General features: G+C 66.6%; 12 protein-coding genes and 1 tRNA gene. 4 read left to right on the forward strand and 9 right to left on the reverse strand.

All coding sequences use genetic code 11. From position 1 onward, the window contains the following. The first annotated feature begins 23 nt into the window (after positions 1-23). On the forward strand, positions 24-659 hold the full coding sequence (locus M5J20_RS05945; RefSeq protein WP_253577523.1) for a TetR/AcrR family transcriptional regulator: 636 nt from the start codon (positions 24-26) through the stop codon (positions 657-659). After that, positions 656-4,270 carry a transcription-repair coupling factor gene (gene mfd, locus M5J20_RS05950; protein WP_253577525.1) on the forward strand — a complete coding sequence of 1,205 codons (3,615 nt, stop codon included), beginning with the start codon at positions 656-658 and terminating at the stop codon, positions 4,268-4,270. Before M5J20_RS05945 ends, mfd begins: the two co-directional genes overlap by 4 nt. Here mfd and M5J20_RS05955 read toward each other — a convergent pair whose 3' ends face one another. Next, the gene (locus tag M5J20_RS05955) at positions 4,271-4,720 is read right to left on the reverse strand and encodes a hypothetical protein (protein WP_253577527.1); all 450 of its coding nucleotides are present in this window, start codon (positions 4,718-4,720) and stop codon (positions 4,271-4,273) included. Positions 4,721-4,739: 19 nt separating this feature from the next. Continuing rightward, positions 4,740-6,119 carry an HNH endonuclease signature motif containing protein gene (locus M5J20_RS11500; RefSeq protein ID WP_253577529.1) on the reverse strand — a complete coding sequence of 460 codons (1,380 nt, stop codon included), beginning with the start codon at positions 6,117-6,119 and terminating at the stop codon, positions 4,740-4,742. A 184-nt stretch (positions 6,120-6,303) separates the two neighbouring features. Between M5J20_RS11500 and M5J20_RS05965 the strand changes: the two genes are divergently transcribed. Continuing rightward, positions 6,304-6,377: transfer RNA gene (locus M5J20_RS05965), tRNA-Leu, on the forward strand. Here the strand turns inward: M5J20_RS05965 and crtI are convergent. The 4 genes from crtI to M5J20_RS05985 all read right to left on the reverse strand — a co-directional run bounded on the left by crtI (position 6,337) and on the right by M5J20_RS05985 (position 10,980). Then, positions 6,337-7,908 carry a phytoene desaturase family protein gene (gene crtI / locus M5J20_RS05970; protein WP_253577589.1) on the reverse strand — a complete coding sequence of 524 codons (1,572 nt, stop codon included), beginning with the start codon at positions 7,906-7,908 and terminating at the stop codon, positions 6,337-6,339. The two genes, M5J20_RS05965 and crtI, sit on opposite strands and share 41 nt — an antisense overlap. Beyond that, positions 7,901-8,713 carry a phytoene/squalene synthase family protein gene (locus M5J20_RS05975; RefSeq protein ID WP_253577591.1) on the reverse strand — a complete coding sequence of 271 codons (813 nt, stop codon included), beginning with the start codon at positions 8,711-8,713 and terminating at the stop codon, positions 7,901-7,903. The genes crtI and M5J20_RS05975 overlap by 8 nt, the downstream gene beginning before the upstream one ends. Positions 8,714-8,812: 99 nt before the next feature. After that, positions 8,813-9,985: a cryptochrome/photolyase family protein gene (locus M5J20_RS05980; RefSeq protein ID WP_256478141.1), complete on the reverse strand. Its 1,173-nt coding sequence runs from the start codon at positions 9,983-9,985 to the stop codon at positions 8,813-8,815. Between the two features lie 32 nt (positions 9,986-10,017). After that, on the reverse strand, positions 10,018-10,980 hold the full coding sequence (locus M5J20_RS05985; protein ID WP_253577531.1) for a suppressor of fused domain protein: 963 nt from the start codon (positions 10,978-10,980) through the stop codon (positions 10,018-10,020). A 120-nt stretch (positions 10,981-11,100) separates the two neighbouring features. On the opposite strand from M5J20_RS05985, the gene M5J20_RS05990 reads away from it, so the two are divergent. Continuing rightward, positions 11,101-11,940, forward strand: coding sequence for a Bax inhibitor-1/YccA family protein (locus tag M5J20_RS05990; RefSeq protein ID WP_367614899.1), 840 nt, complete (start codon positions 11,101-11,103; stop codon positions 11,938-11,940). 60 nt (positions 11,941-12,000) lie between these two features. Here M5J20_RS05990 and M5J20_RS05995 read toward each other — a convergent pair whose 3' ends face one another. From M5J20_RS05995 to M5J20_RS06005, 3 genes are all read right to left on the reverse strand, one after another. Continuing rightward, a complete protein-coding gene (locus M5J20_RS05995; protein WP_253577535.1) occupies positions 12,001-12,543 on the reverse strand; it encodes a hypothetical protein in 543 nt (180 codons plus the stop codon). A 44-nt stretch (positions 12,544-12,587) separates the two neighbouring features. Next, complete coding sequence (gene greA / locus M5J20_RS06000; RefSeq protein WP_253577537.1) at positions 12,588-13,109, reverse strand: transcription elongation factor GreA; 522 nt, start codon at positions 13,107-13,109, stop codon at positions 12,588-12,590. A 92-nt stretch (positions 13,110-13,201) separates the two neighbouring features. Further along, positions 13,202-13,675, reverse strand: coding sequence for a DUF4307 domain-containing protein (locus tag M5J20_RS06005; protein ID WP_253577539.1), 474 nt, complete (start codon positions 13,673-13,675; stop codon positions 13,202-13,204). Positions 13,676-13,693 lie beyond the last annotated feature (18 nt).

Below are 13,693 nucleotides of genomic sequence, written 5' to 3' on the forward strand. Positions count from 1 at the left end.
TGGTCGCACGTAATGTACTGGGTATGGCTCGTCAACGTATGACCGGCAAGCAGCGCCGCGACCAACTCATCCTCATCGGGCGCGCCGCGTTTGCCGAGCGCGGCTATGAGGGCACCACCGTCGAGGAGATCGCCAATCGGGCAGGCGTGTCCAAACCGGTGGTGTACGAGCACTTCGGGGGCAAGGAAGGCCTTTACCGCGCCGTGGTGGAGCGCGAGATGGAGCTGCTGCACGACGCGATCTTCGACGTGGTCAAGGACGGGCGCTGGCGCGACCGCATCGAGCAGGCCGTGTATGCCCTGCTCACCTACGTGGAGGAAGAGACGGACGGGTTCATCATCCTGGCGCACGGGCAGCTGCCGGGGGAGGAGCGCACCTATTCCACGATCCTGAACATGGTCACGGCGCAGGTGTCCTATCTGCTGGCGCAGGCATTTCGCCACCGCGGGTTGGATGGGGACGCGGCCACGCTGTACGGTCAAGCCCTCGTCGGCACCGTGTCCAACACTGCGCTGTGGTGGCTGGACGTGCGCACCCCGGATAAGGCGTCGGCGGCGCGGCACATCGCTAACCTGTGCTGGAACGGCCTGCGCGGCCTCGAGGCGCTGCCGCACATCGGCGAGGCGGACGACGACAACGACACCGAGAAGGACGCATGACCACACCCACCCCCGAACTCCCGGCACTCGCAGGTTTGCTGACTACGGCGCAGGCGGACCCGAAGCTTTCAGGCCTGCGCGCCCGCATCGGCGACGATTCGCTGCACATCACCTCCATTGATCAGGCGCGCGCGTGGGTCGCGGGCACGATCGCGCGCGAGACGCCGCTGGTGCTGGTCACCCCGACGAGCCACGAGGCGGAGGACCTCGCCGCGGAGTTGTGCGCCATTGTGGGAGAAGACAACGTCGGGCACTTCCCCGCGATTGAGACGCTGCCGCACGAGCGCCTCTCGCCGGCGGCGGACGTGGTGGGCCGCCGCGCGAAGGTGCTGTGGGAGCTGCCGCGCGTCATCGTCGCGCCGGCGCGCGCCGTGTGCCAGCCGTCGCTGCCCGCGGTGGAGCCGATCATGGTCGCCCTCGACGAGGAGCACGATTTCGAGGCGCTGGTGCGCCGCATCGAGCACTTCGCCTACGAGCACGTGGACATGGTGGCCAAGCGCGGCGAGTTCGCCACCCGCGGCGGCATCGTCGACGTCTTCCCGACGACCGCGAACAACCCCGTGCGCATCGAGTTCTGGGGCGACGAAGTCACCGACATCCGCACCTTCGCGGTCGCCGACCAGCGCACCATCGAGGACATCGCCGAGGTGGAGCTGTACCCCGCGCGGCAATTGCTTATCGACGATTCTGTCGCCGCCCGCGCCGACGAGCTCGCCCGCACGTACCCCACCAACCCGACGCTGACAAGCCTGCTCAGCCGGGTTGCAGACAGGATCCACGTCGACGGCGAAGAGGCGCTGCTGCCTGCGCTCACCGACGCGCCCTGGTCCGTCCTGCCGGAGCTCATGCCCAAGGGCTCGGTCGTGCTGGTCACCGCGCCGGAGAAGGTGCGCGCCCGTATCGAGGATCTGCAGGCCACCGACCGCGAGTTCCTCGAGGCCGGCTGGGAGGCCGCCGCGATGGGCGCAGAGGGGCCGGTTGCAGTGGAGGGCCTCGACGTATCCGCGTCGTCGTACCGCTCCTACGAATCGCTCGAGGTTTCGGCGCGCAAGGCCGGCAACGCCTGGTGGACGTTCGCGCCCCCGGGCATGTTCGTCGCCGACGACGCCGAGACGCTGCCCCTCGAGTTCGATGCCGCCCCAGCCCCGAAGGGCGAGCCGACGGCGATCGAGCAGCTTTATGCCACGCTCAAACTGCACGTGCAGCGCAACCACGGCAAGGTCGCGTTCGTCGCGCCGGCGAAGGGCACGATCGAGCGCACCGCGGAGCGCCTGCGCGAGCACGGCATCTCGGCGCGCATCGCCACCCCGGGTCTCGAGCCCGTCGAGGGCGCGGTCACCCTCTACCAGGCGCTGTCCCACGGCGGCATCGTCTTCGGCGGCCCGAACCTCGTGGTGGTCACCGAAACAGACGTGACCGGCAACCGCGTCGGCGACATCGCGGGCGCGAAGCGCCGCGCCCCGCGCCGCCGCAACCGCGTCGACCCGCTGGCGCTCACGCCGGGCGATTACGTCGTGCACGAGACGCACGGCATCGGCAAGTTCGTGAAGATGGCCGAGCGCACCATCGCGGATTCGCGCCGCGAATACATCGTGCTCGAGTACCAGCCCGCGAAGCGCGGCCAGCCCGGCGACCAGCTCTGGGTCCCCATGGAATCGCTGGACTTGCTGTCGAAGTACACGGGTGGGGAGCAGCCGTCGTTAAGCAAAATGGGCGGCAGCGACTGGAAGAACACCAAGCGCAAGGCCCGCGCCGCGGTGCGCGAGATCGCCGGCGAGCTCGTCGAGCTGTACGCGAAGCGGCAGGCCGCGCCGGGCCACGCGTTCGCCCCGGACACGCCGTGGCAGCACGAGATGGAGGACGCGTTCCCGTTCGTGGAGACGGAGGACCAGCTCGCCGCCATCGAGGCGGTCAAGGAGGACATGGAGAAGCCGGTGCCGATGGACCGCGTGATCGTGGGTGACGTGGGCTTCGGCAAGACCGAGGTCGCGGTGCGCGCCGCGTTCAAGGCGGTCCAGGACGGCAAACAGGTCGCGGTGCTCGTGCCGACCACGCTTCTTGCGCAACAGCACTTTTCGACGTTCTCCGAGCGCATGGACGGCTTCGGGGTGACCGTCAAGGAGCTTTCCCGCTTCACGACGGCGAAGGATTCCAAGGAGATCATCACAGGGCTCGCGGATGGCTCCGTCGACGTCGTGATTGGCACCCACCGGCTGCTGGCGACTGGCGTGCAGTGGAAGAATCTCGGCCTCATCGTGGTGGATGAGGAGCAGCGTTTCGGCGTGGAGCACAAGGAGCACATCAAGGCGCTGAAGAGCCACGTCGACGTGCTCACTATGACCGCGACGCCGATCCCGCGCACCCTCGAGATGAGTCTGACGGGCATCCGCGAGATGACCTCGATTACCACCCCGCCCGAGGACCGCCACCCGGTGCTGACGTACGTCGGCCCGTTCGAGGAGAAGCAGGTCGCCGCCGCGATCCGCCGCGAGCTTTTGCGCGACGGCCAGGTGTTCTACATCCACAACAAGGTCTCCGACATTGAGAAAACTGCGCGCCAGCTGCGCGAGATGGTGCCGGAGGCGCGCGTGGTGGTAGCGCACGGCCAGATGAGCGAGCAGGTGCTCGAGCAGACGGTGCAGGGCTTCTGGGACCGCGAGTACGACGTGCTGGTGTGCACCACAATTGTGGAGACCGGACTGGACATCGCGAACGCGAACACGCTCATCGTGGAGAACGCCCAGAACATGGGCCTCAGCCAACTGCACCAGCTGCGCGGCCGCGTGGGCCGATCCCGCGAGCGCGCCTACGCATACTTCCTGTACCCGAAGGACAAGACGCTCACCGAGACGAGCTACGACCGCCTCGCCACGATCGCCCAGAACAACGACCTCGGCGCCGGCATCGCCGTCGCTCAGAAGGATCTCGAGATGCGCGGCGCCGGCAACGTGCTGGGCGCGGAGCAGTCGGGCCACATCGCGGGCGTGGGCTTCGACATGTACGTGCGCCTCGTCGGCGAGGCAGTGGAGACCTACAAGGCGCTCATGCAGGGCACGCTTGTCGACGCCACCGATCAAGCCCCGAAGGAAATCCGCATCGACCTGCCCGTCGACGCCCACATTCCCGAGGCCTACATCGGGGCGGAGCGGCTGCGCTTGGAGGTCTACCGCAAGCTCGCCGAGGCGCGCAGCGAGGAAGACCTGCAGAAGGTCGCCGACGAGATGGTGGACCGCTTCGGCCCGCTGCCGCGCGAGGTTGAGTTCCTCATGGCGGTGGCCCGCCTGCGCCACCAAGCCCGCGCGGTCGGCGTGGCCGACGTGCTCTCCCAAGGCACCCGCATCAAGTTCCACCCGGTAGAGCTGCCGGACTCGAAGCAGGTGCGCCTGAAGCGCCTCTACCCGGGTGCGACCTTCCGCGCCGCGGCGAAGACGCTTCAGGTGCCGATGCCCCGCGAGTCCAAAGCCCTCAACAGCCCGAACCTGCGCGACATGGAGCTGGTGCAGTGGGTGGCCGATTTCCTCTCAGATATGCTCGACGCCCCCGCCGTGACCGTCAGCGGTTCGACGGCCGTCGGCGAGGGCGGCGGGAAGGTGTTCAGCTTCAGCGAGTAGTTACTCCTGGGGGGAGCCCATGTTCAGCACGGCGTTCTGCCAGAGCTGAAACTCCTCCGGGTTGTCCTCGCGGAAGTGGCGCACCGCACGGATGGCCTGCTTGATCTGCTCCACGATATCGTCGTCAATGCTCTTGCCCTCCCGGGCCAGGAAGATCACCGGGCCGGAGATGGCGGAGGCCGGGTCGGTGAGGAAGTCCGGGTTCTCGGTCGCCGCGGTGTTCAGCGCCATGGACGCGAGCGGGTTCGGCAGCGCGCGGTTGTCGCGGGCCTCGGGGGAGTAGATGGCATCGAACTGGTTGCCCTGCTGCACGAAGGCGACGTGCACCGTCTCGTGGACGACTGGGCCGAGGAACTGGTTGGCGTTGTCGGCGTTGAAGATAATGCGGCGGTAGGTCAGGTCCGGGTTGACCAGGAAGCCAAACCGTTCGCGATCATTGCGGGTACTCATGAGCACCACGGTAGCCGTTTTAGAACGGCACGGCAGTGTCCCAATACGGGTCATCTTCGTCGGGGCCTTCGGGCCAATACTCGAATTTCCTGCCGAACTCCTTTTCCAGGGCCTCGAGTTCCTTCCAGCACTCCCAAATGTCGGGGAAGCGCTCATACTTATCGACGGCTGCGTGACACCGCGCTTCGAATTCGAAATCGTCGGCAAGCTTTTGCCTGCGCTGGGCCAGGGTGGTGACCCACCTCGGTGAAGTGGGCGCGGTGAAGCGATCGAGGATGCCGTCGGGGCGGGTGGTGGTGTAGGTGCCGTCAGCGAAAAGCCAGACGATGTCGCCGGTAGCTGGATCGGGCAGGTAGAACGCCCGTTTATCGGTTTTGACGTTGTGGTGTTTCGGGCAGAGGCAGAACAGGTTCGAAGCTGTGGTCGGGCCGCCGTCGTCGAACGGAATTCTGTGGTCGAGTTGGCACTTGACGGCGGGTTTGTCGCAGTTCGGGTACACACAGTGTCCGTCGCGGGCTTGGACGAACGCCTTGATCGGTGCGGTGGGGGTGTAGGACTCCGTGGTGGCCTCTGCTGCTGCGTCGAGGTCGACGATCTTGGGCGGGTTGTCCTCCATCAGCTCGTCAAGCGCGGCAGTGCCGGCGGCGTCGGTCCAGCCGAAGTTTGGCAGGTAGTAGGAGGAGCGATCGTCCTTGGCGGCGAAGACGTTCAGCACGATCTTCGGTGCGGGACCGCCCCTGCCGGTGAGTACCACCTTCGCCGCCTCGGCGAGGGGCAGGTTGAGAACCTTGGCGACGTCGGTGATGTGGGCCCGCACTTCCTCCAACGTGGCTGCGTCGCTGTTGAACATCATGGATGCCTGCAGCTCGTTGAGTCCGAAGAAGTCGACCGTGCTCGTAGGCGCCTGGCGTTCCTTCTCCTCCTTGCGCTCTTTCTTGCGGCGGAGGCTGGGAGCCAGCGCAGCGTCGATGCGGCGCAGGCGCATGTTGAGACGGCGGCGAATCGCGGTTGGGGAGGGCAGTGGTTGCGCCTCTTTGGTGGGGGTGAACATCCCGACGAGGACCTCGTCGAATTCCTGCCAAATCTCCGGTTCGTTGAGGTTGAGCAGGACGAGCGCGGTTTCGGAGATCGCGTCGATGCGAGGCATGTCGAGGCGGCGGGTTTCGCCTTGGAGGTCAACCAGACGAGGGAAGATCTGGAGCGAGTGGTACGCCATAATGCACCCCTCCGCCCAGCGGGTGGAGCGGCCGAGGGCGGTGGCGACGTGGAGGGCTTCCTGCTCGAGGTCGGCGAGCTCGCACCCCGGCTCGGCGAAGCGGCCGAACACTGCGAACTCGGCATCGCGCATGGCTTGGCCGACCTTGCAGAGGTCGTTGTCGAATTCGGTAGTAAAGTGCACGGTAACCCTCCTTTCGTCTGTATCGAGTGGTGTCAGTAGATAGTGTATTCGAACCGTGAGCCTTTGTAAAGGGGTAAACCAAGAAAAAGGGATAAGACTTTCGATATATAAGCATCGTATAATGTGAATGGCTTTAGGTCGTGGGTGTGCCGTATGCTGCATGGAGTTTCGTCGTTAAGCGAAAGCCCCTATAGCCCAATTGGCAGAGGCAGCGGACTTAAAATCCGCGCAGTGTCGGTTCGAGTCCGACTGGGGGCACAGGTCCGGGGGAGCGGTCGCCGCGCAGGCGTTTGAGCACGTTCTCGGCGGAGATGAGGCACATGGGCACGCCGACGCCCGGCACCGTAGTGGCGCCGGCGTAGTAGAGGTTCTTCAGCTTCCTCGAGCGGTTTGAACCGCGGAGGAACGCGGACTGGCGCAGGGTGTGTGCAGGTCCGATCGAGCCGCCGGACCAGGCGTGGTAGCGCTCGGCGAAGTCGGCCGGGCCGAGGGTGCGGCGCACCACGATGCGCTCGGCGAGGTCGTCGATGCCGCACCACTCGCCGATCTGTGCGACGGCGGCGTCGGCGATGCGCTCGACGGCTTCGGAACCCGCGCCGCGGTACATGTCTCCGTGGCCGAGGGATTCGGCCGCTGCTACCGGAACCAGCACGAACAGGTTCTCGTGACCGGCAGGGGCGGTCGAGGTGTCGGTCGCGGAGGGCTTTGACACGTAGATCGAGCGAGACGCGCCGAGCGGGCGGGCAGCGGCCGGCGCGTTGAACACCGCGTCGAAGTCGTCCTCCCAATCTTCGCTGAACAGCAGGTTGTGGTGCTCGAGTTGGGGGAGTCCGCCCTCGACCCCCAGCATCACCAGCACTGTGCCGAGGCCCGGGTCGCGGGGCGCGAAGTAGGACTCGTCGTAGGTGCGCTTCGACTTCGGCAGCAGGCGCGTCTCGGTGAAGTGCAGGTCGGCGCAGGACACGACGACGTCGGCACGAAGCTCCTCGCCGCTGCTGAGGCGCACGCCGGTGGCAACGCTGCCGTAGTACGTAATGGCGGTGACGTCGGCGCCGCAGCGGATCTGCGCGCCGTTCGCCACCGCGAGCCGGTGCAGTGCGTCCATCACAGCGGCGAATCCGCCCTGCGGGTACTGCACGCCCTGGGTGAGGTCGGTGTGGCTCATCAGGTGGTACATCGACGGCGTGCGCGACGGCCGCGACGACAAAAACACCGCAGGATACGTCAGCATCTGCCGCAGGCGCGTGTCCGCGAAACGCTCCGCCACGAAGCGGTCCAGGGGCATGGTGAGGAACTTCGCCAGATCTGCGTACCGGGGGAGCATTCGCTTATCGACGAACGGTTTCACGCTGTCGAAGTTCGTATACAAGAAGCGCTCGACGGCCATGTCGTAGGTGTCGGCGGCGGAGTCGAGGTAATCGGCGAGGGCTGCTCCGGCGCCCGGCTCGATCGATTCGAACAGTGCCTCGGCGGCGCCGCGGCCGGAGGGGACGTCGAGAGGTGCGTGGTGCTCGGGGAAGAGCCGATAGGCGGGGGTGAGGTCGACCAAGTCGAGCTCAGCGGCGGTGGAGGTGCCCATGAGCTCGAAGAAATGGTCGAAGGCGTCGGGCATGAGGTACCAGGACGGGCCGGTGTCGAAGCGGAAACCGTCGACCGTCTCCTCGCCGGCGCGGCCGCCGATGGTGTCGAGTCGCTCGCACACAGTGACGTCGTAGCCGTCGCGGGCGAGCAGACCTGCGGTGGCGAGTCCCGCAGCTCCGGCGCCGATCACGATCACGGTCTTAGACATGGGTTCCTTTCCTCGCCACGGCGCGGGCTGTGACTGCGAGCTTGCGGTGGGCGGGCACGCTGATGCGCGTGGTGGCGAGCTCTGCGGCGGGGGTGCGTTCGGCGGTGTCGGTCAGTTCGGCGAAGAGTGCGGCGGCCGCTGCGACACCGGCGCGCGCAGAACGCGGCAGCAGGGGGATGGCACTGTCTGCCTGCGCGAGTTCCGCGCGGATCTCGGCGACGACGGCGTCCTTGGTGGCGTCGTCGAGATCGTAGTAGCGGCGGCCGAGGGTGTCGCGGTCCTCGCCGTAGTCGCGCAGGAAGTTGATCTTCTGGAACGCGGAGCCGAGAGCGCGGGCGCCTGCTTCCATCTCGGCGCGGTCGGCGGGGGAGGTGTCTCGGCCTGTGAGGAAGATCCCCAGGCAGAGCAGGCCAATCACCTCGGCGGAGCCGTACACGTAGGCCTCGAGCTCGTCCGCGGCGTAGTCGGTGTGGGTGAGGTCGCGGCGCATCGTCGTAAAGAATGCCCGCACATGTTCCTGGTCGAACCCGCAGCGCCGCGCGGTGGCCGCGTAGGCGTGGAGGACTGGATCGGTGTGGAAGCGCTGCGCCGGCGCGGCGAGCACCTGCGCCTCGTACGCGCCGAGCGCGTCGGCGGGGTTGACGCCTGCGGCTGAGGCGGTGCCGTCCACGATCTCGTCCGCGATGCGGACCATCGCGTACAGGTTGGCGATGTCGCGCCGGACTCGCGGCGCGAGGAACTTCGACGCCAGCGAGAAGCTGGTGGAGTACCCCGCGATCACTTGAGCGGCCGCGTGGTCGCACATGCGATCGTAGCGCTGCAGGTAGTCGGCGGTCACTGGGCTACTTACATCGAGCCGGCGGCGATGGTGCGGGGCAGACCTGGGAATTGCATACGGACGAACCTACATGCTGCTGCGCACTTCCTGGTAACTTTCCAAGGCGCGTTTGCGGGATTCTTTCACGTCCACCATCGGCTCCGGGTAGAGCGGCGTGAACGCCTCCGGCACCCAGCGCTGCACGTACGAGCCGCCCGGATCGAACTTCTCCTGCTGCAGCAGCGGGTTGAAGATGCGGAAGTAGGGCGCTGCGTCGTCGCCCGAGCCTGCGACCCACTGCCAGTTGAAGGGGTTGGAGGCGACGTCGGCGTCGACAAGCGTGTCCCAGAACCACTCCTCGCCGTGGCGCCAGTGGATGCCCAGGTTCTTGGTCAGCCAGCTCGCCGCGACCATGCGCACGCGGTTGTGCATGGTGCCGGTGGCCCACAGCTCACGCATGCCGGCATCCACCAGCGGCACGCCGGTCTCGCCGCGCTGCCATAATGCCAGGTCGGCGAGGTGGTCGGTGTCGCCGGCCCAGGACCACTCGAAGCGGTCGAATTGCTCGCGGACGTTGCGCGTCGTCATGTCCGGCACGTGGAAGTAGCGGTGCCAGGCAAAATCGCGCCAGATCACCTGCCGCAGCATCGCCCACACGCCGGGGGCGTCGAGGGCGGACGCCTCGGCCCAGATGTAGCCGGGCGAGATCTCGCCGAAGCGCAGATGGGGGCTGAGCCCGGTGGTGGAATGGCCGCTCAAGTCGTCATTGTCGTACCCGCCGCCGTCCGCCAGGTGCTCCAAGAAATTGTGGAAACGCTCCAGCGCCGCGTCCTCACCTGGGGTGCAGTGCGTGGCGAGCGTATCGGAAGCCCAGAACGGCTCCGGCTCTGCGGCGCGGTCCGAAAACTCCGCGGTGTCGATGTCCAGCGGGGTGATATCGGGTGCGGGAAGCGGCTGCGGGGGAGCGTCGGATAGCGCTGCCTGCACCGCTTTCGAAAACGGCGTGAACACTTTGTAGGGCTTGCCCGCCCAGGGCTCGGTGAGCAGGAACCCGGGGTGGCTGGTGGCGCCGGTTGCCTCCTTGACCTGCGCGTCGACGTCCGTGAGGTGGTAGCGGCGGTTCCACGTCACCTCCGCGCCCAGCTCGGCGGCGATGCGCGGCACGATCTCCCGCGGGTCGCCCGTCGCGCGGATCAGCGGGAGCTTTCCGCTTAACGACGCTTCACTTCTTCCCCTCCACCAGCGCGCAGCCGCCCCCAGCGGCCGGCCGACGGTTTAGAGGGTGGGGCGGGTCATCTGTCCGTGTCTACCACGTGAATCTCAACTGGCACGGTGCGCAGGCGATACACGCCGGGGGTCGCGTCGAAGGTGGCGACGAGTTCGTCGATGAGCTTCCGGGATGCGGGCAGCTGCACGTGTGACTCGGTCGCCTCGAACGTCGCGTCGGGGCTGATGCGAAGCCACGTCTCACCGCGCACGAGGGCGAAGGAATGCCCGCGCCCGAGGCGGAACCGAGCCGCGCGCAGCAGCGCCTGGGCCGCGAGCGGGTCGAGGTCGATGCGCCCGCTCGGGTCCACGTCGAGCAGCTTGGCTTGCGCCGCGCTTACCGACGATCCGTCCCTCAGCGTGCCCTCCTTCACCCGCGCTCGGACCTCCGGGATAGCGAGGATGTCGGCGCGCGCCGGGTCAGTGATGCCGAGCGGAACGAAATCTCCGAGGACGCCAGTGAACTTCATGGGGTCCCAGCTCAGCGCGGCGTCGAGCTCGCGCAGGGTCAACCCGACGGCGTAGGTGAAGCGCACCATGCCGGTGGGGGTGTCGATAACGCCGAGGATCGGGTCGGTGACGAAGGTAAAGGCCTGAATCTCGGCGTCGTCAAGCACTGCCTCCTTCAAGCGCATGTGGTGGCCGGGCGCGATCTCGTTGCCGGTGCGGCGCACGAGCTTGACCATGGCGGCGAGCTGCTCGGCGGGCCACGCATAGGGAACAGGGGTGTCCGCCGGGACGCGCAGCGTGAGCTCCGTCTGCGTGCCAGCGACCGGCACCGTGGAGTTCACGCGGGAGAAGCCGAACGTGGTGTAGAGGAGGTGGGGGAGCGGCTCGTCGACGTGGTGGGCGTGCACCTCGAACTCGTCGAACCGGAAGATGAAGGGGTCCGTGGAAGCCACGAACTGGGAGAGGTGTTCGCGCACGGCATCCCCACCCACGCGCGGGCCGCGCCGCAGGCGGGAGGCGTAACCACTGAGCCACCGCATGCCCCACAATGTACCGCAGCAACGAATCGAACCATTTTCAAATTAATGGGAACTAAACGGGGGGAAGGTACGTTGGAACCGGTGTATACACACTCCGACATTGAAAGGAACTAGGGCAACGTGAGAAGCAATAACCCTGTTTTGAAGAATTTGCCGGGAGCCGACAACCAAGCCGTCCGGATGCCCCAGGGCTACGGTTACCAGCAGCCTGGCTTTGAGCAGGGCTACGGTGCGCCGATGGCACCGCCGCACGGTGCTCAGGTTTCGCGCCCGATGACTATCGACGATGTGACTGCGAAGACCGGCATTACCCTGGCCGTGATCATCGTGTCCGCGATCGTCTCCTTCATGATGTGGGCCGGCGGCGTCCAGCCGGTCGCCGCCATCCTGACTTTCGGCGGCGCCATCGCGGCGTTCATCACCGTGCTGGTCCACTCCTTCGGCAAGAAGTTCGGCTCGCCGACCGTAACCCTCCTCTACGCCGTGTTCGAGGGCCTGTTCCTCGGCGGCTTCTCCTTCGCCGTCACCGGCGCGTTCACCGTGGGCGGCGCCGATGCCGGCGCGATGATCGGCCAGGCCATCCTGGGCACCATCGGCGTCTTCGTCGGCATGCTGGTTGTCTACCGCACCGGCGCGATCCGCGTCACTGCGCGTTTCAACCGCATCCTCACCGGCATGATTTTCGGCGTCTTCTTCATGGCGCTCGGCAACTTCCTGCTGTACCTGTTCACCGGCATGTCCCCGCTGCGCGGCGGCGGCACCATGGGCATCATCTTCGGTGTCGTCTGCATCGTGCTCGCAGCGCTCGCGTTCCTGCAGGACTTCGATCTGGCAGACAAGCTGGTGCGCACCAACGCGCCGCAGGAGGCCGCGTGGGGCGTCGCCCTCGGATTGGCCGTGACCCTGGTGTGGCTCTACACCGAGATCCTGCGCCTGCTGTCCTACGTCAGCGACCGCTAGAAACGATCGTCGAAAAAATGCCCCGCACAATTGCGGGGCATTTCTCATGAACTGAGCGGATTAGTAGTTCGACTCCGGGTTGATGGAGTTGCCGTCGACCGAGATCACGGTGAAGACCAGCTTGCCGTCAACCTCCTGCGGGGAGCCCAGGGTCACCTGCGCACCCTCGACAACGCGGTCGGGGTTCACGGTGATGCGGGTAGCGGTACCCTTTGCGCCGTTGGCATCCCAGGAATCCCAGACGATGTCCTCGAGGCGCTCCTTGCCGCCCTTGCAGTCCAGGTTCAGGGAGGTCGGGCGCTCCAAGCCGAGGTCGCCGCAGTTGTTCAGCAGCGGGGTGCCGTCGGCAGCCTGCTGGGCGGTCGCGGTCGCGGATGCCGTGTTGGATGCCCGGACAGCGGACGCCTCGGCAACGTTGGTGGCGGAAGCAGCAGCGGTCGCGCCCGTCTTGCCGGAAGAGGCGAGGGAATCCGGGTTCTGGCTCGTGGCGGTGTCGATCTTCTGGTCGGAGTCGATCTGGTGCGGCGGGGAGCACGCTGCGATGGCCAGTGTTGCGAGCGCCGCGATGGCGGCGGAGGCTTTGCGTGCGTGGGAGGAGGTCACGGGTTTACATCCTTCAATCGTCGATACGTGCAAAATGAGCGGGGTTACTTCGCGCGCGGAGTAGAGGCCTTATCCGAATCATAGGGCTCCGCGGAGATGACCGTCACCGAAATCTCGCGGCCATTCGGCGCGGTGTAGGTGCGGGTCTCACCCTCGGCGGCACCGACCACGGCGGCGCCCAGCGGGGAGTTCTCGGAGTAGGTCTCCAGATCCTTGTTGTCGGTGGAGGCTGCGCGGGTACCGATGAGGAAGGTCTCTCGGTCGTTCTCGTCGCCGTCGTAGTACACGTGGACCACGGAACCGACGTGCGCGACACCCTCGATGACGCCGGTGCGCTCGGTGGTGGAGTTCGCCAGGATCTCGGAAATCTGCTTGATGCGGGCTTCTTCCTGGTCCTGCTGCTCGCGGGCGGCGTCGTAGCCGGCGTTCTCCTTGAGGTCGCCCTCCTCGCGGCGCTCGTTGATCTCGGCCGCGATAACGGGGCGGTTGTCAATGAGCTGCTGGAGCTCCTTCTCCAGCTTCGCCTTCATCTCCGGGGTGATGTACTGCTGCTGGGTCTCAGCCATGGGCGTTCAAACCTTCCCTCATACGTCAAACGAGCCCTCTCCGCCTTTGGTCGCGGACGGGGCATCGCTGGTTATTGCTGCAGCGAAGCTTATCAGCGTGCGTCAAGGTACGTCGTGCCGGTGTCCATATAGAACGGCACATTCTCCGAGCAGCCGTACACGCGTCCCGACGCAATCGGGCTGCGGGTCGGCAGATCCACCGCCAAGCGCTGGAGCTTGTCCCCGCCCGCCGGGATGACCACCTCGCGGCGGCCGATCTCGTTGTGCTCGTAATCCACTGCGAAGACGATGCAGTAGGCGTCCTGCGAGGTGTCCTTGCGGTCCACCTCGATCCAGAGGCGGCCAGTCGAGTCGTCGATACGCTCCTGCGAAATGAACTCCGCCGTGACCGGGCGGGACTGCGCCTGTATGAACGCGCGGGCACCCATGATGACGAGGAGCGCCAGCATGGCGACGGCGAAGACGGCGACCACCTTGCCGCTCACGCCTCCGCCGCCGGTAGCGGAACCGTAGCGGGAGCGGGGCCGCGGCTGCGCGCCGCTGGACGTGGGCTGGGTCGTGGACACAGTGATCAACCTCGATCG

Origin of the sequence: Corynebacterium stercoris (assembly GCF_024160105.1) — a bacterium.
Taxonomy (GTDB): Bacteria; Actinomycetota; Actinomycetes; order Mycobacteriales; family Mycobacteriaceae; genus Corynebacterium; species Corynebacterium stercoris.

Bases quoted from the DNA above. Each gene is read 5' to 3' on its own strand.
- M5J20_RS05985 (WP_253577531.1), bottom strand. From the start codon at position 10,980: ATGCGGTGGCTCAGTGGTTACGCCTCCCGCCTGCGGCGCGGCCCGCGC.
- mfd (WP_253577525.1), top strand. From the start codon at position 656: ATGACCACACCCACCCCCGAACTCCCGGCACTCGCAGGTTTGCTGACT.
- M5J20_RS05945 (WP_253577523.1), top strand. From the start codon at position 24: ATGGCTCGTCAACGTATGACCGGCAAGCAGCGCCGCGACCAACTCATC.
- M5J20_RS05955 (WP_253577527.1), bottom strand. From the start codon at position 4,720: ATGAGTACCCGCAATGATCGCGAACGGTTTGGCTTCCTGGTCAACCCG.
- M5J20_RS05975 (WP_253577591.1), bottom strand. From the start codon at position 8,713: ATGTGCGACCACGCGGCCGCTCAAGTGATCGCGGGGTACTCCACCAGC.
- greA (WP_253577537.1), bottom strand. From the start codon at position 13,109: ATGGCTGAGACCCAGCAGCAGTACATCACCCCGGAGATGAAGGCGAAG.
- crtI (WP_253577589.1), bottom strand. From the start codon at position 7,908: ATGTCTAAGACCGTGATCGTGATCGGCGCCGGAGCTGCGGGACTCGCC.